The sequence below is a fragment of the Streptomyces sp. NPDC058741 genome, assembly GCF_042746715.1.
Lineage (GTDB): Bacteria > Actinomycetota > Actinomycetes > Streptomycetales > Streptomycetaceae > Streptomyces.
The window spans coordinates 219,494-244,500 of the sequence record NZ_JBHYQH010000002.1 but is presented as its reverse complement, the minus strand read 5'-3'; the positions used below and the strand labels follow the sequence as shown (position 1 = coordinate 244,500).

Annotated in this window: 30 protein-coding genes and 2 pseudogenes; 26 read left to right on the top strand and 6 right to left on the bottom strand. The window is 70.3% G+C overall.

Features of this window, described 5'->3' with window-relative positions; all coding sequences use genetic code 11:
* Position 1: 1 nt before the first annotated feature.
* The 17 genes from ACFW6P_RS02590 (at position 2) to truA (ending at position 10,733) form a co-directional block, all read left to right on the top strand.
* Positions 2–187, top strand: coding sequence for a type Z 30S ribosomal protein S14 (locus tag ACFW6P_RS02590; RefSeq protein ID WP_003948630.1), 186 nt, complete (start codon positions 2–4; stop codon positions 185–187).
* A gap of 211 nt (positions 188–398) precedes the next feature.
* Positions 399–797, top strand: a complete 399-nt coding sequence (rpsH, locus tag ACFW6P_RS02585; RefSeq protein WP_015658459.1) for a 30S ribosomal protein S8 — start codon at positions 399–401, stop codon at positions 795–797.
* Between the two features lie 24 nt (positions 798–821).
* Positions 822–1,361 (top strand): 50S ribosomal protein L6, encoded by a 540-nt coding sequence (rplF, locus tag ACFW6P_RS02580; protein ID WP_386349685.1) that lies wholly within the window; start codon positions 822–824, stop codon positions 1,359–1,361.
* A 3-nt stretch (positions 1,362–1,364) separates the two neighbouring features.
* Positions 1,365–1,748 carry a 50S ribosomal protein L18 gene (gene rplR, locus ACFW6P_RS02575; protein ID WP_010036704.1) on the top strand — a complete coding sequence of 128 codons (384 nt, stop codon included), beginning with the start codon at positions 1,365–1,367 and terminating at the stop codon, positions 1,746–1,748.
* 36 nt (positions 1,749–1,784) lie between these two features.
* The gene (gene rpsE / locus ACFW6P_RS02570) at positions 1,785–2,390 is read left to right on the top strand and encodes a 30S ribosomal protein S5 (protein WP_094054455.1); all 606 of its coding nucleotides are present in this window, start codon (positions 1,785–1,787) and stop codon (positions 2,388–2,390) included.
* Positions 2,391–2,392: 2 nt separating this feature from the next.
* Positions 2,393–2,575, top strand: a complete 183-nt coding sequence (gene rpmD / locus ACFW6P_RS02565) for a 50S ribosomal protein L30 (protein ID WP_003974250.1) — start codon at positions 2,393–2,395, stop codon at positions 2,573–2,575.
* A gap of 2 nt (positions 2,576–2,577) precedes the next feature.
* Positions 2,578–3,033 carry a 50S ribosomal protein L15 gene (gene rplO / locus ACFW6P_RS02560; RefSeq protein WP_094054456.1) on the top strand — a complete coding sequence of 152 codons (456 nt, stop codon included), beginning with the start codon at positions 2,578–2,580 and terminating at the stop codon, positions 3,031–3,033.
* A 234-nt stretch (positions 3,034–3,267) separates the two neighbouring features.
* Positions 3,268–4,581, top strand: a complete 1,314-nt coding sequence (secY, locus tag ACFW6P_RS02555; protein ID WP_386349691.1) for a preprotein translocase subunit SecY — start codon at positions 3,268–3,270, stop codon at positions 4,579–4,581.
* A complete protein-coding gene (locus tag ACFW6P_RS02550) occupies positions 4,581–5,243 on the top strand; it encodes an adenylate kinase (RefSeq protein ID WP_386349694.1) in 663 nt (220 codons plus the stop codon). The genes secY and ACFW6P_RS02550 overlap by 1 nt, the downstream gene beginning before the upstream one ends.
* 132 nt (positions 5,244–5,375) lie before the next feature.
* Positions 5,376–6,212, top strand: coding sequence for a type I methionyl aminopeptidase (map, locus tag ACFW6P_RS02545; RefSeq protein WP_386349697.1), 837 nt, complete (start codon positions 5,376–5,378; stop codon positions 6,210–6,212).
* A 235-nt stretch (positions 6,213–6,447) separates the two neighbouring features.
* Entirely contained in the window at positions 6,448–6,669 is a 222-nt protein-coding gene (gene infA / locus ACFW6P_RS02540) for a translation initiation factor IF-1 (RefSeq protein WP_003948620.1), read from the top strand.
* Between the two features lie 72 nt (positions 6,670–6,741).
* Entirely contained in the window at positions 6,742–6,855 is a 114-nt protein-coding gene (gene rpmJ, locus ACFW6P_RS02535; protein WP_003974245.1) for a 50S ribosomal protein L36, read from the top strand.
* 191 nt (positions 6,856–7,046) lie between these two features.
* On the top strand, positions 7,047–7,427 hold the full coding sequence (gene rpsM, locus ACFW6P_RS02530; protein ID WP_386349700.1) for a 30S ribosomal protein S13: 381 nt from the start codon (positions 7,047–7,049) through the stop codon (positions 7,425–7,427).
* A gap of 64 nt (positions 7,428–7,491) precedes the next feature.
* Positions 7,492–7,896, top strand: a complete 405-nt coding sequence (gene rpsK / locus ACFW6P_RS02525; RefSeq protein WP_003956432.1) for a 30S ribosomal protein S11 — start codon at positions 7,492–7,494, stop codon at positions 7,894–7,896.
* 159 nt (positions 7,897–8,055) lie between these two features.
* Positions 8,056–9,078, top strand: a complete 1,023-nt coding sequence (locus ACFW6P_RS02520; RefSeq protein ID WP_003966937.1) for a DNA-directed RNA polymerase subunit alpha — start codon at positions 8,056–8,058, stop codon at positions 9,076–9,078.
* 172 nt (positions 9,079–9,250) lie between these two features.
* Positions 9,251–9,736, top strand: coding sequence for a 50S ribosomal protein L17 (gene rplQ, locus ACFW6P_RS02515; protein ID WP_356442908.1), 486 nt, complete (start codon positions 9,251–9,253; stop codon positions 9,734–9,736).
* A 145-nt stretch (positions 9,737–9,881) separates the two neighbouring features.
* Positions 9,882–10,733, top strand: coding sequence for a tRNA pseudouridine(38-40) synthase TruA (truA, locus tag ACFW6P_RS02510; protein WP_386349706.1), 852 nt, complete (start codon positions 9,882–9,884; stop codon positions 10,731–10,733).
* A gap of 16 nt (positions 10,734–10,749) precedes the next feature.
* Here the strand turns inward: truA and ACFW6P_RS02505 are convergent, their stop codons facing one another.
* Complete coding sequence (locus ACFW6P_RS02505; RefSeq protein WP_386422767.1) at positions 10,750–11,670, bottom strand: hypothetical protein; 921 nt, start codon at positions 11,668–11,670, stop codon at positions 10,750–10,752.
* 38 nt (positions 11,671–11,708) lie between these two features.
* Between ACFW6P_RS02505 and ACFW6P_RS02500 the strand changes: the two are divergent.
* A pseudogene (locus tag ACFW6P_RS02500) lies at positions 11,709–12,254 on the top strand (C40 family peptidase); the annotation flags it as partial.
* Positions 12,255–12,258: 4 nt separating this feature from the next.
* On the opposite strand, the gene ACFW6P_RS02495 reads toward ACFW6P_RS02500, so the two are convergent.
* Positions 12,259–13,131, bottom strand: coding sequence for a hypothetical protein (locus ACFW6P_RS02495; protein ID WP_386349711.1), 873 nt, complete (start codon positions 13,129–13,131; stop codon positions 12,259–12,261).
* Positions 13,132–13,205: 74 nt separating this feature from the next.
* Here ACFW6P_RS02495 and ACFW6P_RS02490 point away from each other — a divergent pair, with 74 nt between their 5' ends.
* The 4 genes from ACFW6P_RS02490 (at position 13,206) to glmM (ending at position 16,251) form a co-directional block, all read left to right on the top strand.
* Entirely contained in the window at positions 13,206–13,523 is a 318-nt protein-coding gene (locus tag ACFW6P_RS02490) for a hypothetical protein (protein WP_386349713.1), read from the top strand.
* Between the two features lie 217 nt (positions 13,524–13,740).
* On the top strand, positions 13,741–14,184 hold the full coding sequence (rplM, locus tag ACFW6P_RS02485; RefSeq protein ID WP_019754543.1) for a 50S ribosomal protein L13: 444 nt from the start codon (positions 13,741–13,743) through the stop codon (positions 14,182–14,184).
* A gap of 42 nt (positions 14,185–14,226) precedes the next feature.
* On the top strand, positions 14,227–14,739 hold the full coding sequence (gene rpsI, locus ACFW6P_RS02480) for a 30S ribosomal protein S9 (protein WP_031118774.1): 513 nt from the start codon (positions 14,227–14,229) through the stop codon (positions 14,737–14,739).
* Positions 14,740–14,892: 153 nt separating this feature from the next.
* A complete protein-coding gene (gene glmM / locus ACFW6P_RS02475; protein ID WP_386349717.1) occupies positions 14,893–16,251 on the top strand; it encodes a phosphoglucosamine mutase in 1,359 nt (452 codons plus the stop codon).
* A 55-nt stretch (positions 16,252–16,306) separates the two neighbouring features.
* Here the strand turns inward: glmM and ACFW6P_RS02470 are convergent, their stop codons facing one another.
* Both ACFW6P_RS02470 and coaA read right to left on the bottom strand, forming a co-directional pair.
* Positions 16,307–17,245 carry a DUF389 domain-containing protein gene (locus ACFW6P_RS02470; RefSeq protein WP_386349720.1) on the bottom strand — a complete coding sequence of 313 codons (939 nt, stop codon included), beginning with the start codon at positions 17,243–17,245 and terminating at the stop codon, positions 16,307–16,309.
* A gap of 32 nt (positions 17,246–17,277) precedes the next feature.
* The gene (gene coaA, locus ACFW6P_RS02465) at positions 17,278–18,246 is read right to left on the bottom strand and encodes a type I pantothenate kinase (RefSeq protein ID WP_386349722.1); all 969 of its coding nucleotides are present in this window, start codon (positions 18,244–18,246) and stop codon (positions 17,278–17,280) included.
* A 329-nt stretch (positions 18,247–18,575) separates the two neighbouring features.
* Between coaA and glmS the strand changes: the two genes are divergently transcribed.
* Positions 18,576–20,423 (top strand): glutamine--fructose-6-phosphate transaminase (isomerizing), encoded by a 1,848-nt coding sequence (glmS, locus tag ACFW6P_RS02460; protein ID WP_386349725.1) that lies wholly within the window; start codon positions 18,576–18,578, stop codon positions 20,421–20,423.
* A gap of 36 nt (positions 20,424–20,459) precedes the next feature.
* Here the strand turns inward: glmS and ACFW6P_RS02455 are convergent, their stop codons facing one another.
* Positions 20,460–20,873 carry a hypothetical protein gene (locus ACFW6P_RS02455; protein WP_386349728.1) on the bottom strand — a complete coding sequence of 138 codons (414 nt, stop codon included), beginning with the start codon at positions 20,871–20,873 and terminating at the stop codon, positions 20,460–20,462.
* A gap of 121 nt (positions 20,874–20,994) precedes the next feature.
* On the opposite strand from ACFW6P_RS02455, the gene ACFW6P_RS02450 reads away from it, so the two are divergent.
* The gene (locus ACFW6P_RS02450; protein ID WP_386349731.1) at positions 20,995–21,366 is read left to right on the top strand and encodes a holo-ACP synthase; all 372 of its coding nucleotides are present in this window, start codon (positions 20,995–20,997) and stop codon (positions 21,364–21,366) included.
* A gap of 425 nt (positions 21,367–21,791) precedes the next feature.
* Positions 21,792–23,285: an NAD(P)H-hydrate dehydratase gene (locus tag ACFW6P_RS02445; protein ID WP_386349733.1), complete on the top strand. Its 1,494-nt coding sequence runs from the start codon at positions 21,792–21,794 to the stop codon at positions 23,283–23,285.
* A 147-nt stretch (positions 23,286–23,432) separates the two neighbouring features.
* On the opposite strand, the pseudogene ACFW6P_RS02440 reads toward ACFW6P_RS02445, so the two are convergent.
* A pseudogene (locus tag ACFW6P_RS02440) lies at positions 23,433–23,609 on the bottom strand (hypothetical protein); the annotation flags it as partial.
* A gap of 82 nt (positions 23,610–23,691) precedes the next feature.
* Between ACFW6P_RS02440 and alr the strand changes: the two are divergent.
* The gene (gene alr, locus ACFW6P_RS02435; protein ID WP_386349736.1) at positions 23,692–24,861 is read left to right on the top strand and encodes an alanine racemase; all 1,170 of its coding nucleotides are present in this window, start codon (positions 23,692–23,694) and stop codon (positions 24,859–24,861) included.
* Positions 24,862–25,007: the final 146 nt, after the last annotated feature.

Genomic DNA, 25,007 nt, shown 5'->3' with positions numbered 1-25,007 from the left:
GATGGCGAAGAAGGCTCTGATCGCTAAGGCTGCTCGCAAGCCCAAGTTCGGTGTGCGTGGCTACACCCGCTGCCAGCGCTGCGGCCGCCCGCACTCCGTGTACCGCAAGTTCGGCCTGTGCCGCGTGTGCCTGCGTGAGATGGCTCACCGTGGCGAGCTGCCGGGCGTGACCAAGAGCTCCTGGTAATCCCCCACTCAGGGATTCCGGAAGACTCTCGGTAAGCATCTGGGTGGACAGGGGCCCGCCCCGCATGGCTTAGGCTTGTGGGGTTGGGCGCCTGTCGCGCCCGTACGACTTACTACGCCGTAGGTCCACCGCGCCGCACCCGTCCCGTCTCGGATCGGGGAGAGGGATGGCGCACCAGGAAACCCCGGCGAGAGAGGCCGAAGGCCAATTCATGACCATGACTGATCCGATCGCAGACATGCTTACGCGTCTGCGGAACGCGAACTCGGCGTACCACGACACCGTGGCGATGCCGCACTCCAAGATCAAGTCGCACATCGCGGAGATCCTCCAGCAGGAGGGCTTCATCACGGGCTGGAAGGTCGAGGACGCCGAGGTCGGCAAGAACCTCGTCCTGGAGCTGAAGTTCGGCCCCAACCGTGAGCGCTCCATCGCGGGCATCAAGCGGATCTCCAAGCCCGGTCTGCGGGTTTACGCGAAGTCCACCAACCTGCCGAAGGTGCTCGGCGGCCTCGGCGTGGCGATCATCTCCACGTCGCACGGGCTCCTCACTGACAAGCAGGCCGGCAAGAAGGGCGTAGGCGGAGAAGTTCTCGCCTACGTCTGGTAACGGAAGGGAACGGAGGAAACAGCTATGTCGCGCATCGGCAAGCTCCCCATCGCGGTTCCCGCCGGCGTGGACGTCACCATCGACGGCCAGACGGTCTCGGTCAAGGGCCCCAAGGGCACGCTGACCCACACCGTCGTGGCGCCGATCGAGATCGCCAAGGGTGAGGACGGCGTGCTGAACGTCACCCGCCCCAACGACGAGCGTCAGAACAAGGCCCTCCACGGCCTGTCCCGCACGCTGGTGGCGAACATGATCACCGGCGTGACCGAGGGTTACGTGAAGAAGCTCGAAATCAGCGGTGTCGGTTACCGCGTTGTCGCCAAGGGCTCGAACCTGGAGTTCTCCCTCGGCTACAGCCACCCGATCCTGATCGAGGCGCCCGAGGGCATCACCTTCAAGGTGGAGGCCCCCACCCGCTTCTCGGTCGAGGGCATCGACAAGCAGAAGGTCGGCGAGGTTGCGGCCAACATCCGCAAGCTGCGCAAGCCCGACCCGTACAAGGCCAAGGGTGTCAAGTACGAGGGCGAAGTCATCCGCCGCAAGGTCGGAAAGGCGGGTAAGTAAGCCATGGCATACGGGCAGAAGATCCTCAAGGGCGACGCCTACAAGCGCGCCGCGATCAAGCGCCGTCACATCCGGATCCGCAAGCGGATCAACGGTACGGCGGAGCGTCCCCGTCTGGTCGTGACCCGCTCCAACCGCCACATCGTGGCGCAGGTGATCGACGACCTGAAGGGTCACACCCTGGCGTCGGCGTCCACGCTGGACAGCTCGATCCGCGGTGGCGAGGGCGACAAGTCCGCGCAGGCCAAGCAGGTCGGCGCCCTGGTCGCCGAGCGTGCCAAGGCCGCCGGTGTCGAGGCCGTCGTGTTCGACCGTGGTGGCAACCAGTACGCCGGGCGCATCGCCGCCCTGGCGGACGCCGCCCGCGAAGCCGGGCTCAAGTTCTGAGCCGCTTGTAGCTAGCGGAAAGAGAGAGGTAATCCAATGGCTGGACCCCAGCGCCGCGGAAGCGGTGCCGGTGGCGGCGAGCGGCGGGACCGGAAGGGCCGTGACGGCGGCGCTGCTGCCGCCGAGAAGACCGCGTACGTTGAGCGCGTCGTCGCGATCAACCGCGTCGCCAAGGTTGTGAAGGGTGGTCGTCGCTTCAGCTTCACCGCGCTGGTCGTGGTGGGCGACGGTGACGGCACCGTGGGTGTCGGTTACGGCAAGGCGAAGGAGGTGCCGGCCGCCATCGCCAAGGGCGTTGAGGAGGCCAAGAAGCACTTCTTCAAGGTCCCCCGTATCCAGGGCACCATCCCGCACCCCATCCAGGGTGAGAAGGCTGCCGGCGTCGTGCTGCTCAAGCCCGCGTCCCCGGGTACCGGCGTGATCGCCGGTGGTCCGGTGCGCGCCGTGCTCGAGTGCGCCGGCATCCACGACGTGCTGTCGAAGTCGCTCGGCTCCGACAACGCCATCAACATCGTGCACGCCACCGTGGCGGCCCTGAAGGGCCTGCAGCGTCCCGAGGAGATCGCGGCCCGCCGTGGTCTGCCCCTCGAGGACGTCGCCCCCGCGGCTCTCCTGCGTGCGCGTGCCGGGGCGGGTGTGTGATCATGGCGCAGCTCAAGATCACGCAGGTCAAGTCCTACATCGGCAGCAAGCAGAACCACCGTGACACCCTGCGCTCCCTTGGTCTCAAGGGCATCAACACGCAGGTCGTCAAGGAGGACCGCCCCGAGTTCCGCGGCATGGTGCACACCGTCCGCCACCTCGTGACGGTCGAGGAGGTCGACTGATCATGGCGGAGCAGAACCCGCTCAAGATCCACAACCTCCGTCCCGCCCCGGGCGCCAAGACCGCCAAGACCCGTGTCGGTCGTGGTGAGGCGTCGAAGGGTAAGACGGCCGGTCGTGGTACCAAGGGCACCAAGGCCCGCTACCAGGTTCCGGAGCGCTTCGAGGGTGGCCAGATGCCCCTCCACATGCGTCTTCCGAAGCTGAAGGGCTTCAAGAACCCGTTCAAGACCGAGTACCAGGTCGTGAACCTCGACAAGCTGGCCGCGCTCTACCCCGAGGGCGGCGAGGTCACCGTCGAGGGTCTGGTGGCCAAGGGTGCCGTTCGCAAGAACGCGCTCGTCAAGGTCCTCGGCCAGGGCGAGATCTCCGTGGCGCTGCAGGTGACGGTCGACGCCGTCTCCGGCTCCGCCAAGGAGAAGATCACCGCCGCCGGCGGTTCCGTCACCGAGCTCGTCTGAACACCACGGGCGTCTCGATGACCTGAGCGATCCCGACCGGGGATACCCCAGATCTGGGGTATCCCCGGTCGGTCGTTCCTAGGGTGGCAGTGTCGCCGGTAAGGTGGCTTGCACTGCCCTCATTCACGGGGTGCTTCACTTCGGGCACTCTGAGCGGCAGTTGACCGTTACCTATTCGTCGAACCTCAAGACCGTCACCCTTGACGCAGTTGCGCGGGGGTCGCAGGAGGCACCGTGCTCACCGCGTTCGCCCGGGCGTTCAAGACGCCCGACCTGCGCAAGAAGCTGCTCTTCACGCTCGGCATCATCGTGATCTACCGGGTGGGTACGCACATCCCGATCCCCGGTGTCGACTATCGGAACGTCCAGACGTGCATCGACAACGCACAGGCCAACCAGGGCCTGTTCGGTCTGGTGAACATGTTCAGCGGCGGCGCCCTGCTCCAGATCACGATCTTCGCCCTGGGCATCATGCCGTACATCACGGCGAGCATCATTCTGCAGCTGCTGACCGTGGTGATCCCGCGTCTGGAAGCCCTGAAGAAGGAGGGCCAGGCCGGTACCGCGAAGATCACCCAGTACACCCGCTACCTGACGATCGCCCTCGCGATCCTGCAGGGCACCGGCCTCGTCGCCACCGCCCGCAGCGGCGCCCTGTTCCAGGGCTGCCCGGTGGCCGGCCAGATCGTCCCGGACCAGTCGATCTTCGTCACCATCACCATGGTCATCACGATGACCGCCGGTACGGCGGCCGTGATGTGGCTCGGTGAGCTCATCACCGACCGCGGCATCGGCAACGGCATGTCGATCCTGATGTTCATCTCGATCGCCGCCACGTTCCCGTCCGCCCTGTGGGCGATCAAGGAGCAGGGCTCGCTGGCCGGCGGCTGGATCGAGTTCGGCACCGTGATCGCGGTCGGCCTCGTCATGGTCGGCCTGGTGGTCTTCGTCGAGCAGGCCCAGCGCCGCATCCCCGTCCAGTACGCCAAGCGCATGATCGGCCGCCGTTCCTACGGCGGTACCTCGACGTACATCCCGCTCAAGGTGAACCAGGCGGGTGTGATCCCCGTCATCTTCGCCTCGTCGCTGCTCTACATCCCGGCGCTGATCGCCCAGTTCGCCGGAGGGACCTCGGGCTGGAAGACCTGGATCGAGCAACACTTCGTCAAGGGCGACCACCCGTACTACATCATTTCGTACTTCCTGCTGATCGTCTTCTTCGCCTTCTTCTACGTCGCGATCTCCTTCAACCCCGAGGAAGTGGCCGACAACATGAAGAAGTATGGTGGCTTCATCCCGGGCATCCGGGCTGGCCGACCGACCGCTGAGTACCTCAGCTACGTACTCAACCGGATCACCTGGCCGGGTTCGCTGTACCTGGGTCTGATCGCTCTTGTACCGACGATGGCGTTGGTTGGTTTCGGGGCAAACCAGAACTTCCCGTTCGGCGGGACCAGCATCCTGATCATCGTGGGTGTCGGTCTCGAGACCGTGAAGCAGATCGAGAGCCAGCTCCAGCAGCGCAATTACGAAGGGTTCCTCCGCTGATGCGAATCGTCCTCGTCGGGCCGCCGGGTGCCGGTAAGGGAACGCAGGCCGCGTTCCTGGCCAAGAACCTGTCGATCCCGCACATCTCCACGGGCGACCTGTTCCGGGCCAACATCAGCCGGCAGACGGAACTCGGCAAACTGGCGAAGTCCTACATGGACGCGGGCAACCTCGTGCCCGACGAGGTCACCATCGCGATGGCGAAGGACCGCATGGAGCAGCCGGATGCCGAGCACGGTTTCCTGCTGGACGGCTTCCCCCGCAACGTCTCGCAGGCCGAGGCGCTCGACGAGCTCCTCGACACCGAGAGCATGCAACTCGACGCGGTGCTCGACCTCGAGGTCCCCGAGGACGAGGTGGTCAAGCGGATCGCCGGCCGGCGTATCTGCCGCAACGACTCCTCGCACGTCTTCCACGTGACGTACAAGCAGCCGGCCGAGGACGGCGTCTGCGACGTCTGCGGCGGCGAGCTGTACCAGCGCGACGACGACTCCGAGGAGACGGTCCGTACGCGGCTGGAGGTCTACCACACGCAGACCGAGCCGATCATCGACTACTACAAGGCCCAGGGCCTGGTGGTCACGATCTCCGCGCTCGGCAAGGTGGAGGACGTCACGACGCGCGCCATGGAGGCGCTCAAGCGTGGCGAGGACGACAAGTAGTCGTTCGTACGCAGCTACGGCCGCGGTTCCCCCCGGGGGACCGCGGCTGCTGTGTGAGACGAGGCCGGTGCGCGGCCCCGTATCGTTGAAGGCGTTCGCAGTCCCCGAAGGTCCAGAAAGGCCGTAGCCCCCATGGTGCAGATCAAGAGCCCCGAGCAGATCGCCAGGATGCGCGAGGCGGGGCTGGTCGTCGCCGCCATCCACGCGGCGACCCGCGAGGCCGCCGTGCCGGGGGCCACGACGAAGGATCTGGACCAGGTCGCCCGCAAGGTCCTCGCCGAGCACAACGCCAAGCCGAACTTCCTCGGCTACGGAGGCTTCCCCGCCACCATCTGCACCTCGGTGAACGAGGTCGTGGTCCACGGCATCCCCTCCGACGACGTCGTCCTCAAGGACGGGGACGTCATCTCCATCGACTGCGGCGCCATCATCGACGGCTGGCACGGCGACGCCGCCTACACGGCCTTCGTCGGCTCCGGTCACGCCCCGGAGCTGGTCGAGCTCTCCCGGGTGACCGAGGAGTCGATGTGGGCCGGCATCGCGGCCATGAAGCAGGGCAACCGCCTGGTCGACATCTCCCGGGCCATCGAGACGTACATCCGGCGCCAGCCCAAGCCGGGCGGCGGCAAGTACGGGATCATCGAGGACTACGGCGGCCACGGCATCGGCACCGAGATGCACATGGACCCGCACCTGCTGAACTACGTCGAACGGCGGCGCGGCAAGGGCCCGAAGCTGGTGCCCGGCTTCTGCCTCGCGATCGAGCCGATGGTGTCGCTGGGGACGCCGAAGACGGAGGTCCTCCAGGACGACTGGACGGTCGTCACCACGGACGGCACGTGGTCGTCGCACTGGGAGCACTCCGTCGCCCTGACGGAGGAGGGGCCGCTGGTGCTGACGTCTCCCGACGGGGGGAAGGCCAAGCTCGCCGAGCTGGGGATCGTGGCCGCGCCGGATCCGCTGGGCTGAGCGCCGTCCGGGGCGGGCGGTCCGGGCGTCCGGCGGCTGCGGGTCGCGCGTGGCCGCTCGCGCGGTTCCCCGCGCCCCCTCGGGCGCGCTTAAAGCTCTCGCGGTCCGGGCAGACTCTCTCGATTCGTGTTTCCGAGGGCCCTGTCGTAGACTGACTCGTCGGCTCTTGTGTACCCGCATGTCTGCATGCGGTCCGCACGGAGTCGATCAAGGTAGTCGATTCGAAGGGCAAAGCGTGGCCAAGAAGCAAGGTGCCATCGAGATCGAGGGCACTGTCGTCGAGTCTCTTCCGAACGCCATGTTCAAGGTCGAGCTCCAGAACGGCCACCAGGTCCTGGCACACATCAGCGGCAAGATGCGCATGCACTACATCCGCATCCTCCCTGACGACCGGGTCGTGGTGGAGCTGTCTCCGTACGACCTGACGCGTGGCCGGATCGTCTACCGCTACAAGTAGATCTTGTCTGCACCCCAGGTACCGCGTGCGGTGACTGGGGTCGCCGGCACTGACCCGGAGAACCTCAATCCCATGAAGGTCAAGCCGAGCGTCAAGAAGATCTGCGACAAGTGCAGGGTGATCCGCCGTCACGGTCGGGTCATGGTCATCTGCGACAACCCGCGCCACAAGCAGCGCCAGGGCTGACGCACGACCGATCCCTCTGCACCCTCGCAGAGTCTCGCGCGACGCAAGCTGAACAGTTCATACGCAGAGCCCAGGCGGACAGTGGTCCGTCTGACACCCCCGGTCGGAGGCCGGGGACCCAGTTCGTACCTCGTACGGCGGCTGGGAGCCGGTTCTGCGGAAGACCTCCGTCAAGTAACTGGAGCCATTGAATGGCACGCGTTTCCGGTGTTGACATCCCGCGCGACAAGCGCGTGGAGATCGCCCTCACCTATGTGTTCGGCATCGGCCGGACCCTCTCGCAGCAGACGCTGGCCGCCACCGGCGTCGACCCGAACACCCGCGTTCGCGACCTCTCCGAGGAGCAGCTCGTCGCGATCCGCGAGTACGTCGACAACAACATCAAGACCGAGGGTGACCTCCGTCGCGAGGTCCAGGCCGACATCCGCCGCAAGGTCGAGATCGGTACCTACCAGGGTCTGCGTCACCGTCGCGGTCTGCCCGTCCGCGGTCAGCGCACCAGCACGAACGCCCGTACCCGCAAGGGCCCGCGTCGCGCCATCGCCGGCAAGAAGAAGCCGGGCAAGAAGTAGTCCTCAGCGGACGCTCATCCAGCGGTCTTGCTGCAGGACCGACCACCTCCCGTAGGAGTAAGAGATGCCCCCCAAGGGTCGTCAGGGCGCTGCCAAGAAGGTGCGCCGCAAGGAAAAGAAGAACGTCGCTCACGGCCACGCGCACATCAAGAGCACGTTCAACAACACGATCGTCTCGATCACGGACCCGTCCGGCAACGTGATCTCCTGGGCCTCCGCCGGCCACGTCGGCTTCAAGGGTTCCCGGAAGTCCACGCCGTTCGCCGCGCAGATGGCCGCCGAGTCGGCCGCCCGCCGCGCTCAGGAGCACGGCATGCGCAAGGTCGACGTGTTCGTCAAGGGCCCGGGTTCCGGTCGTGAGACCGCGATCCGCTCCCTGCAGGCCACGGGCCTCGAGGTCGGCTCGATCCAGGACGTCACCCCGACCCCGCACAACGGCTGCCGTCCGCCGAAGCGCCGCCGCGTCTGACGCGGGGCTGCTTCGCGCAGATCGAGGTTTTCGGGCGGTACGGCTCCGTACAAGGGCCGTATCGCCCGTACCCTTGCAGTACCCGTCTCTTTTCGTCGGAGGCGGTTCACGTCGGGCGTCAAATAGCGGGCGCCCACGACTGAAGGATCTGATCCATACATGCTGATCGCTCAGCGTCCGTCGTTGACCGAAGAGGTCGTCGACGAGTTCCGCTCCCGGTTCGTGATCGAGCCGCTGGAGCCGGGCTTCGGTTACACCCTCGGCAACTCCCTGCGCCGGACCCTCCTGTCCTCGATCCCGGGTGCGGCGGTCACGTCCATCCGCATCGACGGCGTGCTGCACGAGTTCACCACCGTGCCGGGCGTCAAGGAGGACGTCACCGACCTGATCCTCAACATCAAGCAGCTGGTCGTCTCCTCGGAGCACGACGAGCCGGTCGTGATGTACCTGCGCAAGCAGGGCCCGGGTCTGGTCACCGCCGCCGACATCGCGCCCCCGGCCGGTGTCGAGGTGCACAACCCCGACCTCGTCCTCGCCACGCTCAACGGCAAGGGCAAGCTGGAGATGGAGCTGACGGTCGAGCGCGGCCGCGGTTACGTCTCCGCCGTGCAGAACAAGCAGGTCGGCCAGGAGATCGGTCGCATCCCGGTCGACTCCATCTACTCGCCGGTGCTCAAGGTCACGTACAAGGTCGAGGCCACCCGTGTCGAGCAGCGGACCGACTTCGACAAGCTGATCGTCGACGTCGAGACCAAGCAGGCGATGCGTCCCCGTGACGCCATGGCCTCCGCCGGCAAGACCCTGGTCGAGCTGTTCGGTCTCGCCCGCGAGCTGAACATCGACGCCGAGGGCATCGACATGGGCCCGTCCCCGACCGACGCCGCCCTGGCCGCCGACCTGGCACTGCCGATCGAGGAGCTGGAGCTCACGGTCCGCTCCTACAACTGCCTCAAGCGTGAGGGCATCCACTCCGTGGGTGAGCTCGTGGCGCGGTCCGAGGCGGACCTGCTCGACATCCGCAACTTCGGTGCGAAGTCGATCGACGAGGTCAAGGCCAAGCTCGCTGGCATGGGCCTGGCGCTGAAGGACTCGCCTCCCGGGTTCGACCCGACCGCCGCCGCGGACGCCTTCGGGGCGGACGACGACGCGGACGCCGGGTTCGTGGAGACCGAGCAGTACTGAGAGCTCCGCGGGGAGGCCGTACCGCGTCCGCGGGCCGGTTGTCGCTGGTCGCGCAGTTCCCCGCACCCCTTCCAGGCCCCTTCGGGGGCCTGGATCTCCGACGGGCGACCGCCTGCTCGGATACTGACCCCGGTACCTGATACGGCCGGGGCAGACACCTAGGAGAAACACCATGCCGAAGCCCACCAAGGGTGCCCGTCTGGGCGGCAGCGCCGCGCACGAGAAGCTGATGCTCGCGAACCTCGCGAAGTCGCTCTTCGAGCACGGCCGCATCACCACCACCGAGGCGAAGGCGCGCAAGCTGCGTCCGTACGCCGAGCGTCTGGTCACCAAGGCGAAGAAGGGCGACCTTCACAACCGCCGTCAGGTGCTCCAGGTCATCACGGACAAGAGCATCGTCCACACGCTCTTCACCGAGATCGGCCCGCGCTACGAGAACCGTCCGGGTGGCTACACCCGTATCACCAAGATCGGTAACCGCCGTGGCGACAACGCGCCCATGGCCGTCATCGAGCTGGTCGAGGCGCTGACGGTGGCGCAGGAGGCGACCGGCGAGGCCGAGGCCGCGACCAAGCGCGCCGCGAAGGACAACGAGGCTGCCGAGGCGCAGGTCGACACGACCAAGGCCGAGGAGACCGAGGAGTCCAAGGACGCGTAAGCGTCTGCCGGGGGCTGTGCGTCGGCGGCTGCGGCCTCGTCGTGGTGGTTCGCGCAGTTCCCCGCGCCCCTGAGGGGCGTTGTCGGCGGGTCCGTTCCCTGGTGCGGGGAGCGGGCCCGCTTTCGTGTGGTGAGAGGATCCTGGGGTGAGTGACGAAGCAGAGGCCGGCCGCGTCCGGGTCCGGCTCGACCTGTCGTACGACGGGACCGAGTTCTCCGGGTGGGCCAAGCAGGCCGCCGGTCGGCGGACCGTGCAGGGGGAGGTCGAGGACGCCCTGCGGACCGTGACGCGGTCGGGGGAGACCTACGAGCTGACCGTGGCGGGGCGCACCGACGCCGGGGTGCACGCCCGGGGACAGGTGGCCCATGTCGACCTGCCGCGCGCGGTGTGGGCCGAGCACCGGCAGAAGCTGCTGAAGCGGCTCGCCGGGCGGCTGTCCCGGGACGTGCGGGTCTGGGCGCTCAGGGAGGCGCCGAGCGGCTTCGACGCGCGGTTCTCGGCGGTGTGGCGGCGCTACGCCTACCGGGTCACCGACAACCCCGGGGGCGTCGACCCGCTGCTGCGCAACCACGTGCTGTGGCACGACTGGCCCCTCGACGTCGACGTCATGAACCAGGCGGCCCGGGGGCTGCTGGGCGAGCACGACTTCGCCGCCTACTGCAAGAAGCGCGAGGGGGCCACCACCATCCGGACGCTCCAGGAGCTGAACCTGGTGCGGGGGGACGACGGGATCATCACCGCCGCCGTGCGGGCCGACGCCTTCTGCCACAACATGGTGCGCTCGCTCATCGGGGCGCTGCTGTTCGTGGGGGACGGGCACCGGCCCCCCGACTGGCCGGGCAGGGTACTGGCGGCCGGCGTGCGGGACTCGGCCGTGCACGTCGTGCGGCCGCACGGGCTGACGCTGGAGGAGGTCGGCTACCCGGCCGACGACCTGCTCGCCGCGCGCAGCAGGGAGGCGCGCAACAAGCGGTCGCTGCCGTCGGCGTGCTGCTGACGGGCTCCGCCCGTCGTCACCGGCCGGCGGAGTTCCAGGTCGTGACCAGCCCGGAGAGGGCCGTGGCGGCGGCTTCCGCGTCGGTGCCGTCGCCCCGCGCGTCGGGGGAGAGCTCCACGTGGAGGAACGTGGCGTGGTGGCGCTCCGCGACCCTGCCCTGCACGTTCCTGGTGCCTTCCAGGGGGCAGCGGGCCGACCAGCCCCGGCACACCCGCAGGCCGTCGGCCTCCATGCCGTCGGCCAGGGCGGCGGCCTCGGTGAGGGCGCGCCGCGCGGCTCCGGTGGAGAGGACGGCCTCGTAGGGGCGGTGCGACTCCTTGGCGAAGCCGTGCAGCTGGACCCCGGGCACGTTGCGCTTCTGGAGTGCCACGACGACGGCGTGGAACATGCTGTCCTCCCGGTGGGCGACGTCGGCGGCGTCCCGTCGGCCCGCCTCCCGGTGCGCTCCGGCCAGGACCAGCGAGCCGCCGGGGTTGTCCTCCAGGAGCCGGACGCCGAGCCCTTCCGTGTCCCGGTCGGAGACCGGGTGGGGCACCTGGACGTTCCACCGGACGTCGGAGTCGGCGGTCAGATAGAGGCGTCCCCAGCCCTCGGCCCGCCCCGGACGGGCCGCGGCGATCTCGTCGTACCGGCGGCCGGACTCGGTGTCGGTGAGACGGGTCACCTTCAGGCCGAGGGGAGTGAGCGCGCGTCCGGCCTCCGCGGTCTCGCCGTCCATGAGCCGGCCGACGGTCTCCGCGACGCGCTCGCGTGCGGTGTCGTCCGGTGGGGTGTAGGCGTCGTCCCGCCCCAGTTCCGCCGTGTACGTGAGGATTCTGCTGCGGAGGTCCACCAACTGCCGGGCGGGCGCGGTGGCCTCGTCGGCCGACCGGTCCGCCGGCGACTGGCAGCCGAACAAAGCGAGGACGAGTCCGACGTGAGCAAGAACGCGAGCCAAATGTGACTGTCTTGTGATCGTGGTGCTCAAAGTGCATGTACGGTCCGCTCGACTCGAGCGGGGCGGAGGGCGGTGACCTGCGCCTGGAGCAGTCGGACTTCTACGACTACCTCGGCGTGCCCTACCCCTTCCGGGACGGCGTGACCGGGCAGCCGGAGACGGCACGCGCCCGCTCGATCGACTGCTCGGGGTTCATACGGATGGTGTTCGGCTACCGCGCCCGCTACCCGCTCATGTCCTCGGACGCCTCCGGTGACGGCCTGCCGCGCACCGCCAACGGCATGGCCCGCTCGGACCGGGGCGCCGACATCCTGCCGCTCACCGGGATCTCGCCCAAGGACCGTCCCACCGGCATCGATCAGCTCCAGCCCGGTGACCTGGTGTTCTTCAAGCTCGACACCCGGACCGCGCAGCGCCTGGACCACGTCGGCATGGTGCTCGGCTACGACACCGAGGGCCACCTGCTCTTCGTCTCCAGCCGGGAGGAGGTCAACGGGCCGACCATCGGCGATGTCGGCGGGGTGTCCCGGCTGGACGGCAACGGCTACTACGCCAAGACGCTGCGCAGCGCCAAGAGGCTCTGACCGGTCACCCGGCCGCCGCCGCTGCCGACGCCTGGGCCTCGCCGCGGCGGCGGATCTGGTTGAACGTGTGCTGCTGGAGGTCGTCGCCCGTGCGGAACACGTCGGTGTCCTTCGTCGTGACGTCCTTGCCGCTGGTGAAGCCGGCGTTGGTGAAGTAGGCGTAGCGGCCGTAGGAGTTGCTCGTCGTGCGGCAGAAGCCGGACTCGCAGAAGTTCTTCACGCCGCCGCCGGAGAGCGACTTCACGAAGCTCTTCCGGTCGGCCTGGCCCTTGGCCTTGAGCGCCTGCGCCTCGGTGTCGAAGACGGCCACGCCGACCGTGACCGCGATGCCGCCGTTGACGTAGGTCACGCGTATCAGGCGCGTGCAGTCGTTCGCGGTGAGGATCTTGGGGAGGGTCCCGCCGGCCGCCGAGGCGCAGCCGCGGGTGTCGGCCGTGGGGCCCTTCTCGTAGACGGTCCCGCCCATGGTCAGCTGGGTCCCGGGGAAGAGCGTGTCCGGGCTGAGCGGCGCCTTGTCCTTCCCCGCGCTGGCGACGAAGTCCTTCGGGTTCAGCGGGGGCGGGGCGCTGGTCGGGGCGAACGAGGGCGCCGAGGCGGTGCCGCTCGGGATGTCCGCCGACGGCAGGGAGACCGGGGAGTCCGGCCGGTTGTCGCCGTTGGCCGAGACCACGGCCACCGCCACGGCGGTGCCGATCGCGACGATGCCGAGTGCGCCGCCGCCGATCATCAGGAGCCGGCGTCGCTTGTTGCGGGCCTCGGACGCCTCGGCGAGCGCGGCCCAGTCAGGAGACGGGCCGCCGCCGCTGCTCCACGGCTGCTGCGATTGCGGTTTCCAGGGATCCCACTGCGACTGAGGTCCCCCCTGCCCAAAGCTCATGGGCCGCATCTTAGACGGGACATGGGGCGTGCTGGTCCGACCGGCGAGGCCCCGCAGCCCCTAGCGTTCCTCCCATGCGGACGGGCAAAGGCGACATCCTCGGGTGGTTGGGGCGGCTGCTGCCGACGGTGGCGCTGCTGGTGTGCCTGTCGCTGTGGCCGTCGCTCGCTCCGGTGGGGTGGGCCCCGGTGCTGGTGGGGGTGGTGCGGGCGGTGCGGAGGCCGCGTGGCGGCGGTTCGCTGCTGCGGTGGTGCGCCGGGGTGTGCGTCGATGTGACGCTGTCGTCGGTGCTCCCGTACGGGCGGCCCGTGCGGCTGCGGGGGCGGACCCTGCGCAGGGCCGCCACCGTGTGTGCCGCGCTGTGCGCGCCGACGGTGCGCAGGCCCCGCTGATCCCCCGTTTTGACCCTTCTCGAACGCACCGGTACTCTGCTTGTTCGTTGTGTATTGGCTTGCTCATTCTCACGGGACGGGCCCTTACACCGGTCCACCGGGCCGATGACCAGCGACCCCACGTACGCGGTATGCGTCGCCGCAGTGCGGTCCAGGCTGTCGTGATCGTTTCGGTGACCTTGTCAGGACCATTCACTCGAAGCGAAGGCTACGAACCGTGCGTACGTACAGCCCCAAGCCCGGCGATGTGACGCGCCAGTGGCACGTCATTGACGCTCAGGACGTCGTCCTGGGCCGTCTCGCCTCCACTGCAGCTACCCTTCTCCGGGGCAAGCACAAGCCGATCTACGCGCCGCACGTCGACGCTGGTGACTTCGTCATCATCATCAACGCCGACAAGGTGCACCTCTCCGGCAACAAGCGGACCCAGAAGATGGCGTACCGCCACTCCGGCTACCCGGGTGGTCTGCGCTCCGTCCGTTACGACGAGCTGCTCGACAAGAACCCCGAGAAGGCCATCGAGAAGGCCGTCAAGGGCATGCTTCCCAAGAACACTCTGGGCCGTCAGATGCTCTCGAAGCTGAAGGTCTACAAGGGTGACCAGCACCCGCACGGCGCGCAGCAGCCGCAGCCGTACGAGATCACCCAGGTCGCGCAGTAAGTCCGGCCACCCCCTAAGACCGAACAGAATCTGAGGAGAATCGTGGCCGAGACCACTGCCGAGCAGCCGCTCGAAGAGCTTGACATCGACAGCTACACCACCGAGTCCGAGGTTCCCGTCGAGGGCGAGTACACCTCGGAGTCCATGGCCTCCCGCTTCGGCGAGCCCCAGCCGGCCGCCGGCCTGGGCCGTCGCAAGAACGCCATCGCCCGCGTCCGGATCGTCCCGGGCACCGGCAAGTGGAAGATCAACGGTCGCACCCTCGAGGACTACTTCCCGAACAAGGTGCACCAGCAGGAAGTCAACGAGCCGTTCAAGGTCCTCGAGCTCGAGGGCCGCTACGACGTCGTCGCCCGCATCGCCGGCGGCGGTGTCTCCGGTCAGGCCGGTGCGCTCCGTCTCGGTGTCGCCCGCGCGCTGAACGAGGCCGACGTGGACAACAACCGCGGTCCGCTGAAGAAGGCCGGTTTCCTCCGCCGCGACGACCGTGCGGTCGAGCGCAAGAAGGCCGGTCTGAAGAAGGCCCGCAAGGCCCCGCAGTACAGCAAGCGCTGATCGCGTCGCCGTCTTCGCGACGAACGCCCCGGCAGCACGATCGTGCTGCCGGGGCGGTTCGTTTACACAACCCCTACGGCCCCCTGGCAGTCTCAGGGCGTGTACTCGGGGGTGTGAGCCGCATTCTCTTCAGCACTATCGGAGGACAGCACAGTGGGACGACTCTTCGGCACGGACGGCGTCCGCGGCGTCGCCAACGCGGATCTGACGGCGGAGATGGCCCTGGGCCTGTCCGTGGCCGCGGCGCACGTACTGGCCGAGGCGGGCACCTTCGAGGGGCATCGGCCGAAGGCGGTCGTGGGGCGTGACCCGCGCGCGTCCGGGGAGTTCCTGGAGGCCGCCGTGGTGGCGGGCCTGGCCAGCGCCGGTGTGGACGTCCTGCGGGTCGGCGTGCTGCCGACGCCCGCGGTGGCGTATCTGACCGGCGCCCTCGGTGCCGACCTCGGTGTGATGCTCTCCGCGAGCCACAACGCCATGCCCGACAACGGCGTCAAGTTCTTCGCCCGCGGCGGTCACAAGCTCGCCGACGAGCTGGAGGACCGCATCGAGGCCGTCTACGAGGAGCACCGCACCGGCGCCCCGTGGGACCGGCCGACCGGCTCCGGAGTGGGCCGTGTCCGTGACTACGGCGAGGGCTTCGACCGGTACGTCGAGCATCTGCTGGGTGCCCTGCCGAACCGGCTCGACGGGCTGAAGGTCGTCCTCGACGAGGCGCACGGCGCCGCCGCCCGGGTCTCGCCCGAGGCGTTCCAGCGGGCCGGTGCCGAGGTCGTCACGATCGGGGCCGAGCCGGACGGGCTCAACATCAACGACGGGTGCGGTTCGACGCACCTGGACAAGCTGAAGGCGGCCGTCGTCGAGCACGGCGCCCACCTCGGCATCGCGCACGACGGGGACGCCGACCGGTGCCTCGCCGTCGACCACACCGGCGACGAGGTGGACGGGGACCAGATCCTGGCCGTGCTCGCGCTCGCCATGCGGGAGCGGTCCGCGCTGCGGGCCGAGGCCGTGGTGGCGACGGTCATGTCCAACCTGGGCTTCAAGCTCGCCATGGAGCGCGAGGGCATCCAGTTCGTGCAGACCGCGGTGGGCGACCGCTACGTGCTCGAGGCGATGAAGGAGCACGGGTACGTGCTCGGGGGCGAGCAGTCCGGGCACGTGATCATCCTCGACCACGCCACGACCGGAGACGGAACGCTGACCGGTCTGCTGCTGGCGGCCCGGGTGGCCGGGAGCGGCCGTCCGCTGCGGGAGCTGGCCGCCGTCATGGAGCGGCTGCCGCAGGTGCTGATCAATGTGCCGGACGTGGACAGGTCCCGGGTGGCCACCTCCGCGGAGCTCTCGGCCGCCGTCGCGGACGCGGAGCGGGAGCTCGGATCGACCGGACGGGTGCTGCTCAGGCCCTCCGGGACCGAGCCGCTGGTCCGCGTGATGGTCGAGGCGGCGGACATCGAGCACGCCCGGTCCGTGGCCGGGCGCCTGGCCGACGCCGTGAAGTCGGCACTGGGCTGACCGCGGGACGGGACCGGGAGGGTGCGCGGCCCGCGCACCCTCCCGGTCTTTTCCCCTACGTCCGCGGCGTGGTGCGGCGCTGCCGGGACCAGAGCCACTTCTGGGCCAGCAGCGTCAGGGTGCCCGCGAGCGTGATGCCCAGCAGGTTCAGCAGGAGTTGCTGCGTGGAGCCCCAGGTCTGGGACGTGTCGCCGTAGCTCAGGGCCACGGCCGCGTTCGCCGCCGCCGGGATCGTGGTCACCGAGATGGCCACGCCCACCAGGGCGCCCGACTTGGCCGACGTCAGGGAGAGGGTGCCCGCGGTGCCCGCCAGCACCGCCACGACGAAGGACAGCCAGTCCGGGGCGTAGATGAAGCCGGTGTTGGGGCGTTCGCCCTCCAGCCGGGCCTCGGTGAACAGACCGACGGCGTCCATGAAGAGGCTGAAGGCGACCGTCACCGCCATCGCCGCCGCGAAGCCGACCAGCAGGGCGGTCAGGGAGCGCAGGGCCAGGCGCGGTCTGCGCCGGACGATCGCGGTGCTGATGCCGGCCAGGGGGCCGAACTCCGGGCCCACGGCCATAGCGCCGACGATCAGGATCGCGTTGTCCAGGACCACACCGCAGGCCGCGATCATCGTGGCGAGCGTGATGAAGGCGAGATAGGTGACGGAGAGGGTGGACTCCTCGTGCGTCTCGTCCGTCAGGTGCTCCCACAGGACCGCGTCCGCTCCTTCGCCCGGTGCCTCGGCCTCGGCGCGGTCGGCCCGCTCGGAGAGGGTCAGGTCGATGTTCTCGACGGCGATGGAGCCGCTGCTCTCCAGGCCCATGTCGCTCAGCCGGCCGAGGAGTTCGTCGCCCGCCTCGCGTGCCACGTCGCACATGACGACGTCCCCGGCGGGGTTGCGGGCGGTGTCCGGCAGGACGACGAGGTGGGTGGCGCCGACGGTCTCGTCGAGCAGCCGGAGCACCTCGTCGGTCCGGTCGGAGGGCGAGATCAGGCGCAGGTGAAGCATGGCGACCAATGGAGCGGTCCCTTTCCGTCACATCAGAGCTTGCGCAGGCTGAGCCGCTGCACCTTGTGGTCCGGGCCCTTGCGCACCACGAGGGTGGCACGGCCGCGGGTGGGAGCGATGTTCTCCACCAGATTGGGCCGGTTGATCGTGCGCCACATCGTCCGGGCGTAGTCGAGGGCCTCGTCCTCGGAGACCTGGGTGTACCGGCGGAAGTACGACGACGGGTTCTGGAAGGCGGTCGCGCGCAGCTTCCGGAAGCGGCTCAGGTACCAGCTCTCGATGTCCTCGACGCGGGCGTCGACGTAGACGCTGAAGTCGAAGTAGTCGGCGAGGCCGACGCGGGTGCGGCCGTCCTCGCCGGGCAGGGCGGGCTGCAGGACGTTCAGGCCCTCGACGATCAGGATGTCGGGGCGGCGGACCGTGAGCCGCCGGTCGGGGACGATGTCGTAGATCAGGTGGGAGTAGACGGGGGCCGTGACCTCGTCCTTGCCGGCCTTGATGTCGGCGACGAAGCGGGTCAGGGCGCGGCGGTCGTAGGACTCGGGGAAACCTTTCCGCGACATCAGGCCGCGGGCCTGGAGCTCCCGGGTCGGCAGCAGGAAGCCGTCGGTGGTGACCAGCTCCACGCGCGGGTGCTCGGGCCAGCGCGAGAGCAGGGCCTGCAGCAGGCGGGCGACGGTCGACTTGCCCACCGCGACCGAGCCGGCGACGCCTATGACGAACGGTGTGCCGGACTGGGAGCCCTGCTCGCCGAGGAAGGTGTTGAGGGCGCCCCTGAGGCCGTCCGTCGCGCCGATGTACAGGTTGAGCAGGCGGGACAGCGGGAGGTAGACGTCCCGCACCTCGTCGAGGTCGATCACGTCGCCGAGACCGCGCAGCTTCTCGACCTCCTCGGCGGTGAGCGGCAGCGGCGTCTTGTCGCGCAGCGCGCTCCACTCGGCTCGGGTGAGGTCGACGTAGGGAGTCGCCTCCGGCCGCTGCCGGTGGGCGCTCCGGGGCATCGGGGGGACCGGAGAGATCACAGTCCATTGTTACGGGCGCACGAACGGACCGTCAGGTGGGATCCGTCACGCGGTCCCTCGCCGCCCCGGCATTCGGGGGGAAACCGGCCGCCGGGAGGAGTGTCAGTGGTGTGCGTCACACCTGTGGGAGTGGTGGGGCCGGGCCGGGTTCCACGGACCCCAGGGCTGACACAGGACGTCTGCGATCGAGGCGGAGGGCCTGGTCGAAGGCTTCCGGTGGGATCGGGGCTTCGTACCCCCGTGGGAATTTCCGAAATCGGGCACGCTGCGGCCTGTTCGGTGCGGGAATCGACCCTAGGCTGCCGCTCATGTGTGGAATCGTGGGTTACGTGGGGCCGCAGTCGGCGCTCGAGGTCGTGACGGCCGGGCTGAAGCGGCTGGAGTACCGGGGCTACGACTCGGCGGGCGTCGCCGTCCTGGCCGACGGCGGGCTGGCCACGGCGAAGAAGGCCGGCAAGCTGATCAACCTGGAGAAGGAGCTGGACGGCAGGCCGCTGCCGACGGGCACGACGGGCGTCGGCCACACCCGGTGGGCGACGCACGGCGCCCCGACCGACGCCAACGCCCACCCTCACATCGACAACGCGGGACGCGTCGCGGTCGTCCACAACGGCATCATCGAGAACTTCGCCGCACTGCGGGCCGAGTTGGAGGAGCGCGGTCACGCGCTGTCCTCCGAGACGGACACCGAGGTCGTGGCGCACCTGCTCGCCGAGGAGTTCTCCTCCTGCGCGGACCTCGCCCAGGCCATGCGGCTGGTGTGCCGGCGGCTGGAGGGCGCGTTCACGCTGGTCGCGGTGCACGCCGACGAGCCGGACGTGGTGGTCGGAGCCCGGCGGAACTCGCCGCTGGTGGTCGGGGTCGGCGAGGGCGAGGCCTTCCTCGCCTCGGACGTCGCCGCGTTCATCGCCCACACCCGTGCGGCGATCGAGCTGGGGCAGGACCAGGTGGTGGAGCTGCGCCGGGACGGTGTGGTGGTGACGGGCTTCGACGGCCGCCCTGCGGACGTGCGCTCGTACCACGTCGACTGGGACGCCTCGGCGGCCGAGAAGGGCGGCTACGACTACTTCATGCTCAAGGAGATCGCCGAGCAGCCCAAGGCGGTCGCCGACACCCTGCTGGGCCGGATCGACGCCTCGGGCTCGCTGACCCTGGACGAGGTGCGGATCCCGCCGCGGGTGCTGCGCGAGATCGACAAGGTCGTCATCGTCGCCTGCGGGACGGCCTTCCACGCCGGGATGATCGCCAAGTACGCCATCGAGCACTGGACGCGGATCCCGTGCGAGGTGGAGCTGGCCAGCGAGTTCCGCTACCGGGACCCGATCCTGGACGCGCAGACCCTGGTCATCGCCATCTCGCAGTCCGGCGAGACCATGGACACGCTGATGGCGCTGCGGCACGCCCGCGAACAGGGCGCCAGGGTGCTGGCGATCTGCAACACCAACGGCTCGACGATCCCGCGCGAGTCGGACGCGGTGCTGTACACGCACGCCGGACCCGAGGTGGCCGTCGCCTCCACGAAGGCGTTCCTCACCCAGCTGGTGGCCTGCTACCTGGTCGCGCTGTACCTGGGCCAGGTCCGGGGCACCAAGTGGGGTGACGAGATCCGGGCCGTGATCCGCGACCTGTCCTCGATCGCCGGTGCGGTGGAGCGGGTGCTCGGGACGATGGAACCGGTGCGCGAGCTGGCGCGCACGCTTGCCTCGAAGGACACGGTGCTGTTCCTCGGTCGGCACGTCGGCTACCCGGTGGCACTGGAGGGCGCGCTGAAGCTCAAGGAGCTCGCCTACATGCATGCCGAGGGCTTCGCGGCCGGGGAGCTGAAGCACGGGCCGATCGCGCTGATCGAGGAGGACCTGCCGGTCGTCGTGGTCGTGCCGTCGCCGCGGGGGCGTTCCGTGCTGTACGACAAGATCGTCTCGAACATCCAGGAGATCCGGGCGCGCGGGGCGCGGACCATCGTCATCGCCGAGGAGGGCGACGAGGAGGTCGTGCCCTACGCGGACCACCTGATCCGGGTGCCGCCGACGCCGACCCTGCTGCAGCCGCTGGTGGCCACGGTGCCGCTGCAGGTGTTCGCGTGCGAGCTGGCGACGGCCCGGGGCAACGAGGTGGACCAGCCGCGGAACCTGGCGAAGTCGGTGACGGTGGAGTGAGCGCGCGGGGCGAACGGCCGGTCGCCGTTCGCCCCCTCAACGGCTGGTGATCACCGGTTGATGCAGGTCTTCGGGACCCGGCCGTTCACCTCGTCGCCGCCGTGCTACCACATGTCGCTGGGTCTTGCCGCAGGCGGTGTACGAGCCGCCCTTGCAGGCCTTGCCGTCGTTGCAGACGGCGCCCCGCTTGCCCTTGCCCCAGATGCCGAGGGCCGTGGCCGTCTTCTTCGGCGCGGAGCGGACGGTCTCCTTCGCCTTGACGTTGACGATCGCCCTGCTGCAGTCCTGCGGAGCGGCGGAGGCGGTGCCCGCGGTGGCGACGGTGCCGCTGAGGGCCGTGGTGAAGAGCGCTGCCGAAGTGGCGGTGGTCCCCGGCGACTTGAACCTCGTGGTGGACGTCCTCCCGTTCTCGGTGCGATGCCGTGTGCTCATCGCGGTCGTCGCGGTCATCGCGAACCCCATAAGGAAGACCGGGTGGTTGGATCGGCGCACCGATCCGCGCGGGCACGTGCGCCGGGACACCGGGCCCGGGTCGTTCGCGGCGACGGGCCGTCGCCTTAGGGTGCTGGGCATGAGCATCATCGGGGTCGGGATCGACGTCGCGGAGATCGACCGCTTCGCGGCGTCCCTGGAACGCACGCCCGCGCTGGCCGAGCGGCTGTTCCTCCAGCGGGAGTTGCTGCTGCCCAGCGGTGAGCGGCGGGGCGTCGCCTCGCTGGCCGCGCGGTTCGCCGCCAAGGAGGCGCTGGCCAAGGCGCTCGGCGCTCCGTCAGGGCTGCTCTGGACCGATGCCGAGGTGTTCGTGGAGGACAGCGGACAGCCCCGGCTGCGGGTGACCGGGACCGTGGCCGCCCGCGCCGCCGAACTGGGCGTGCGGTCCTGGCACGTGTCCCTCAGTCATGACGCCGGGGTGGCCTCGGCCGTCGTCGTCGCGGAGGGGTGAGGCGCCGCGGCGCGTCAGAACAGCGCACCCAGGAGCACGACGGTACCGGCGGAGCCCCCCGCGCCCAGCACCGTGCCGTGCCCGTCGCCGCCGTCCACATCCGGCCCGTGCCCTTGCGGGCGTGGTGCATGCCCATGACGCTGAAGGTGACGGCGGCCAGGGCGCCGGCCGGCACGGCCCACGCGATCGGCGGCGCCCACGCGCCCACCACGGACAGCACCACGCGTGCCGTGGGGTCCAGGGCGCGGGCGGCTCTGCGTCCCATGGGAAGCCTCGGTTTCGTCGTACGTGGGGGGTGTGCAAGCGCTTTCTGCGCGGGTGGGGCCCTGGCAAGAGGGCGACGGACCGTCAATGGCCGCGACACGCCAGGCGGGTGCGCGGGAGGCGGGGGAGTGGCCACGGGGCCTTACGGGAAACTCGACCGCATGCGGAGTGCGTACAGCGTGGAGACGGTCAGGACCGCCGAACGACAGCTCATGGCGCGGCTGCCGGAGGGGGCGCTGATGCAGCGCGCCGCCGCCGGGCTGGCCGCGGCCTGCGCCGACCTGCTCGGGCGGGTCTACGGGAGCCGGGTCGTCCTGCTGGTCGGCAGCGGCGACAACGGGGGTGACGCGCTGTTCGCCGGGGCGCGGCTGGCGCGGCGGGGGGCCGGGGTCACCGCGGTGCTGCTGACGCCGGAACGGGCTCACGGGGAGGGACTGAAGGCGTTGCGGTGGGCCGGGGGGAGGGTCGTGGGGGTCGGCGGCCCGGCCGGGGCCGGTCCCGGCGGGACGGGTTCGGCCGGGGTGGCCTCGCCCGGGGCAGGGGCCGTCGAGGACCTGGTCGAGCGGGCCGATCTCGTCGTGGACGGGATCGTCGGGATCGGGGGGAAGGGCGGGCTGCGGCCCGAGGCGGTGCCGCTGGCCGCCGCCGCCGAGCGGTCGCGCGGTGCCGTGGTGGCCGTCGACCTGCCGAGCGGGGTCGACGCGGACACCGGGGAGGTGCGGGGCGTCGCCGTGCGGGCCGATCTGACCGTGACCTTCGGGACGCACAAACCCGGCCTGCTCGTCGACCCCGCCCGGGAGCACGCCGGGTCCGTGCGGCTGGTCGACATCGGGCTGGAGCTGCCGGCCGGGCCGGAGCTGGAGGCGTTGCAGCACGCCGACGTGGAGCGGCTGCTGCCGGTGCCGCACGCGGAGAGCGACAAGTACCGGCGGGGAGTGGTCGGGATCGCCGCAGGGTCCGCGCGGTACCCGGGTGCCGCGGTGCTGGCCGTCGCGGGAGCGCTGCGGGGTGGTGCCGGGGCCGTGCGGTACGTGGGGCCGGCCGGGGACGCGGTCATCGCGCGCTTCCCCGAGACGCTCGTGTCGGACCGGGGGCCGAAGCGGGCCGGGCGGGTGCAGGCGTGGGTCGTGGGGCCGGGGGCCGGGGACGACGCCGCGACGGTGGCGGAGGTGCTGGCGGCGGACGTGCCCGTGCTGATCGACGCGGACGGGCTGCGGCTGGCGGACGCGGACGCGGTCCGGGGACGGCGCGCCCCGACGCTGATGACGCCGCACGCGGGGGAGGCCGCGGCGCTGCTCGGGGTGGAGCGGACGGAGGTCGAGGGGGCCCGGCTGGCGGCGGTACGGGAGCTGGCGGGGCGGTACGGGGCGACGGTGCTGCTGAAGGGTTCCACGACGCTGGTGGCCGACTCGGGGGGCGGACCGGTGCGCGTGAACCCGACCGGGACGGGGTGGCTGGCCACGGCGGGGAGCGGGGACGTGCTGTCGGGGCTGGCGGGGTCGTTGCTGGCGGCGGGGCTTTCGGCCCGGGACGCGGGGAGTGCGGGGGCGTATCTGCACGGTCTGGCCGGGAGGCTGGCGGCGGAGGGGGCGCCGATGGGGGCGCACGACGTGGCGGCGGCGATCCCGGCGGCCTGGCGGAACGTACGGGGGTGAGCGGTGGGCTGCGGGACGGCGGGGAGGGCGAGGGCACAAGGCTGAGGGCTGAGGGATGAGGGCTGAACCCTGGGGTCTGAAGCCTGAGGGCGACAGTCCGCTGCCCCAGTCGACGCGTGAGGACGGCTGTCCCGCGTGGAGGGTGCGCGGAAGGGTGCCGTGGCGCAGGGCCAGGATCATCGTGATGACACCGACCGCGCCGGCGGCGGCCTGCGTGTGCAGTTCGAGGGTGCTCGTGCATCTCGCGGTGGGGGCCGCGAGGCTGCCGTGGGGCGTGCTGGAAAGGGGGCCGGGTGTTCGTACGGGGGCGGCGGCCCGGGACACGGCCGGTCCGCCGGGGTACGGTCGACGGGCTCGTGGGGCCGCTGCCACCGGGCTGTCGGGGCCCTCTGAGAGACTGGGCGCGATGAGCGAGAGAACAGCCTCCCGGACCGCACCCCTGCGGGCCCGCGCCGAGATCGACCTGGCCGCCCTGCGGGCCAATGTGCGGACCCTGCGGTCGCGTGCCCCGGGCGCGGCCGTGATGGCCGTGGTCAAGTCCGAGGCGTACGGCCACGGCGCGGTGCCCTGCGCACGCGCCGCCGTCGCCGCGGGAGCGAGCTGGCTCGGCACGGCGACCCCCGAGGAGGCCCTGGCTCTGCGGGCCGCCGGGCTGCCGGGCCGCATCATGTGCTGGCTGTGGACGCCGGGCGGTCCCTGGCGCGAGGCCGTCGAGGCCGACGTGGACGTGTCCGTCAGCGGGATGTGGGCCCTGAGGGAGCTCGTGGCGGCGGCCCGGCTCGCGGACCGGCCCGCGCGGGTGCAGCTCAAGGCCGACACCGGGCTCGGGCGCAACGGGTGCCGGCCCGGGGCGGACTGGGCCGAGCTCGTGCGCGAGGCCCTGCGCGCCGAGGCCGAGGGGCTGCTGCGCGTCACCGGGCTGTGGTCGCACTTCGCCTGTGCCGACGAGCCGGGGCATCCCTCCATCGCCGCCCAGCTCCACCTCTTCCGGGAGATGGTCGCCCACGCCGAGCGGCAGGGCGTCCGCCCCGAGGTCCGGCACATCGCCAACTCGCCGGCCACGCTCACCCTGCCCGAGAGCCACTTCGACCTGGTGCGCACGGGCATCGCCACCTACGGCATCTCGCCGAGCCCCGAGCTCGGCACGCCGGCCGACTTCGGGCTGCGTCCCGTGATGACGCTCTCCGCCTCGATGGCCCTGGTCAAGCACGTCCCGGGCGGGCACGGCGTGAGCTACGGCCATCTGTACGTGACACCCGGCGACACCACCCTCGGACTCGTCCCGCTCGGATACGCGGACGGCATCCCGCGGCACGCCTCCTCGGCCGGGCCGGTCCTGGTCGACGGCACGTGGCGGACGATCGCGGGACGGGTCGCCATGGACCAGTTCGTGGTCGACCTGGGCGGGGACACGCCCGAGGCGGGAGCCCAGGCGGTCCTCTTCGGCCCCGGGGACCGCGGGGAGCCCACCGCCGAGGACTGGGCGCAGGCGGCCGGAACCATCGCCTACGAGATCGTGACCCGGATCGGAACGCGTGTTCCGCGCGTCTATGTGCATGAGGAACAGGACGGGTGACTCGCACCGAGGACCGGTCACGCGGGAAACACCAGGCACACAGGCACAGGTACACAGGTACAGGTACAGGTACAGGTACACAGGCACAGGTACAGGTACAGGTACAGGTACACAGGCACAGGCACAGCAGCACCACGAGCACCGTC

Excerpts from the sequence above, each read along its gene's own strand:
- coaA (WP_386349722.1), bottom strand. The coding sequence starts at position 18,246 with ATGCCCCGGAGCGCCCACCGGCAGCGGCCGGAGGCGACTCCCTACGTC.
- ACFW6P_RS02520 (WP_003966937.1), top strand. The coding sequence starts at position 8,056 with ATGCTGATCGCTCAGCGTCCGTCGTTGACCGAAGAGGTCGTCGACGAG.
- rpsH (WP_015658459.1), top strand. The coding sequence starts at position 399 with ATGACCATGACTGATCCGATCGCAGACATGCTTACGCGTCTGCGGAAC.
- rpsM (WP_386349700.1), top strand. The coding sequence starts at position 7,047 with ATGGCACGCGTTTCCGGTGTTGACATCCCGCGCGACAAGCGCGTGGAG.
- rplQ (WP_356442908.1), top strand. The coding sequence starts at position 9,251 with ATGCCGAAGCCCACCAAGGGTGCCCGTCTGGGCGGCAGCGCCGCGCAC.
- ACFW6P_RS02455 (WP_386349728.1), bottom strand. The coding sequence starts at position 20,873 with ATGACCGCGACGACCGCGATGAGCACACGGCATCGCACCGAGAACGGG.
- rpmD (WP_003974250.1), top strand. The coding sequence starts at position 2,393 with ATGGCGCAGCTCAAGATCACGCAGGTCAAGTCCTACATCGGCAGCAAG.
- rplR (WP_010036704.1), top strand. The coding sequence starts at position 1,365 with ATGGCATACGGGCAGAAGATCCTCAAGGGCGACGCCTACAAGCGCGCC.
- ACFW6P_RS02445 (WP_386349733.1), top strand. The coding sequence starts at position 21,792 with ATGCGGAGTGCGTACAGCGTGGAGACGGTCAGGACCGCCGAACGACAG.
- ACFW6P_RS02450 (WP_386349731.1), top strand. The coding sequence starts at position 20,995 with ATGAGCATCATCGGGGTCGGGATCGACGTCGCGGAGATCGACCGCTTC.
- ACFW6P_RS02495 (WP_386349711.1), bottom strand. The coding sequence starts at position 13,131 with ATGAGCTTTGGGCAGGGGGGACCTCAGTCGCAGTGGGATCCCTGGAAA.
- rplF (WP_386349685.1), top strand. The coding sequence starts at position 822 with ATGTCGCGCATCGGCAAGCTCCCCATCGCGGTTCCCGCCGGCGTGGAC.
- ACFW6P_RS02470 (WP_386349720.1), bottom strand. The coding sequence starts at position 17,245 with ATGCTTCACCTGCGCCTGATCTCGCCCTCCGACCGGACCGACGAGGTG.
- rpsK (WP_003956432.1), top strand. The coding sequence starts at position 7,492 with ATGCCCCCCAAGGGTCGTCAGGGCGCTGCCAAGAAGGTGCGCCGCAAG.
- alr (WP_386349736.1), top strand. The coding sequence starts at position 23,692 with ATGAGCGAGAGAACAGCCTCCCGGACCGCACCCCTGCGGGCCCGCGCC.
- map (WP_386349697.1), top strand. The coding sequence starts at position 5,376 with ATGGTGCAGATCAAGAGCCCCGAGCAGATCGCCAGGATGCGCGAGGCG.
- rplO (WP_094054456.1), top strand. The coding sequence starts at position 2,578 with ATGGCGGAGCAGAACCCGCTCAAGATCCACAACCTCCGTCCCGCCCCG.
- glmS (WP_386349725.1), top strand. The coding sequence starts at position 18,576 with ATGTGTGGAATCGTGGGTTACGTGGGGCCGCAGTCGGCGCTCGAGGTC.
- rpsE (WP_094054455.1), top strand. The coding sequence starts at position 1,785 with ATGGCTGGACCCCAGCGCCGCGGAAGCGGTGCCGGTGGCGGCGAGCGG.
- ACFW6P_RS02590 (WP_003948630.1), top strand. The coding sequence starts at position 2 with ATGGCGAAGAAGGCTCTGATCGCTAAGGCTGCTCGCAAGCCCAAGTTC.
- ACFW6P_RS02490 (WP_386349713.1), top strand. The coding sequence starts at position 13,206 with ATGCGGACGGGCAAAGGCGACATCCTCGGGTGGTTGGGGCGGCTGCTG.
- rpmJ (WP_003974245.1), top strand. The coding sequence starts at position 6,742 with ATGAAGGTCAAGCCGAGCGTCAAGAAGATCTGCGACAAGTGCAGGGTG.
- ACFW6P_RS02550 (WP_386349694.1), top strand. The coding sequence starts at position 4,581 with ATGCGAATCGTCCTCGTCGGGCCGCCGGGTGCCGGTAAGGGAACGCAG.